The organism is Gordonia sp. i37 (genome assembly GCF_002043085.1).
Lineage (GTDB): Bacteria > Actinomycetota > Actinomycetes > Mycobacteriales > Mycobacteriaceae > Gordonia > Gordonia polyisoprenivorans.
The window spans coordinates 1-1,196 of record NZ_MVPX01000447.1 but is presented as its reverse complement, the minus strand read 5'-3'; the positions used below and the strand labels follow the sequence as shown (position 1 = coordinate 1,196).

The following is a 1,196-nucleotide window of genomic DNA, read 5'->3' as shown; positions in this document are numbered from 1 at the left end:
CCCCCGATCCCCTACTTCGTGATCCGGCGCCGCGACGTGACCAGCGGCCCCACACTGCTCTACGGCTACGGCGGCTTCGAGAATTCGCTGACGCCGGGCTATCTGGCGCTCTCGGGACGCAATTGGATCGAACGCGGCGGCATCTATGTCATCGCCAACATCCGTGGCGGCGGCGAATACGGCCCGGCCTGGCACACCCAAGCCCAGAAGGCCGGTCGTCACCTGGTATACGAGGACTTCTCGAGTGTTGCCAAGGACCTCGTCGCAGGTGGACTGACGACCCCGGCCCAACTCGGCGCGCAGGGCGGTTCCAACGGCGGCCTACTGATGGGCGTGATGCTCACCCGATATCCGGAGTTGTTCGGCGCGTTGGTGTGTCAGGTCCCGCTGATCGACATGCGTCGCTACCACCTGCTGCTAGCGGGCGCGTCGTGGATGGCCGAGTACGGCAACCCCGACGACCCCGACGAGTGGGCCTACATCGGTGAGTACTCGCCGTATCAGAACCTCACACGCGAGAAGACCTACCCGCCGATTCTCGTCACCACCTCCACCCGCGACGACCGCGTCCATCCCGGGCACGCCCGCAAACTCGTTGCGCGACTCGAGGAGTACGGTCACGACGTCCGCTACTACGAGAACATCGAGGGCGGGCACGGCGGTGCCGCCGACAACAAGCAGGCGGCCTTCAAGTCGGCACTGGCGTACGAATTCCTGTGGCGCACCATCGGATCGGCCGACCACTGAGCGGTCAACGGTAGACGACGACCGCCGCGGGCCGCACCGACCGCGGCCCGACGTTCAGTCCCGGCCGCAGAACGTCGGCGACCGTCCGTGACCGGTCGGCCGCGCCGGTCTCCCGGGTGTCGACGGCGTCCATGGTGACGGCGTCGAAGTCGTCGCCGATCCGCGGTGTCACGAGCGTGCCCCCGCGGCCGACGATCACGCGTTCCAGGCCGTCGGCCAGCGCGGTGAACGCGGCGCGGTCGGCGGCGTCGGTCGACGATGACGCACAGCCCGCGGCGTCCCCGTGGAGCGCCAGCAGGTCCACCAGCAGGGCCAGGTCCGCGCCGGCCGCATCGCGCGCCGACCGCTTCTTCTCGGCGTCGAGGAGCCGGTCCAGCGACTGCGACTGCCGGGCAATCACCCGCCCGAGATCCTCGAGCCGCTCATCGAGACGGCGGAACGGCTCCGCC

Annotated in this window: 2 protein-coding genes; one reads left to right on the top strand and one right to left on the bottom strand. The window is 69.1% G+C overall.

The window, feature by feature from the left end:
• Positions 1 to 747: prolyl oligopeptidase family serine peptidase (locus B1964_RS22085; RefSeq protein ID WP_139765828.1), on the top strand; the 747-nt coding region annotated here is incomplete at its 5' end.
• A 4-nt stretch (positions 748 to 751) separates the two neighbouring features.
• Here the strand turns inward: B1964_RS22085 and B1964_RS22080 are convergent.
• A partial coding sequence (locus B1964_RS22080; RefSeq protein WP_079931292.1) for a nucleotide exchange factor GrpE occupies positions 752 to 1,196 on the bottom strand: 445 nt, incomplete at its 5' end.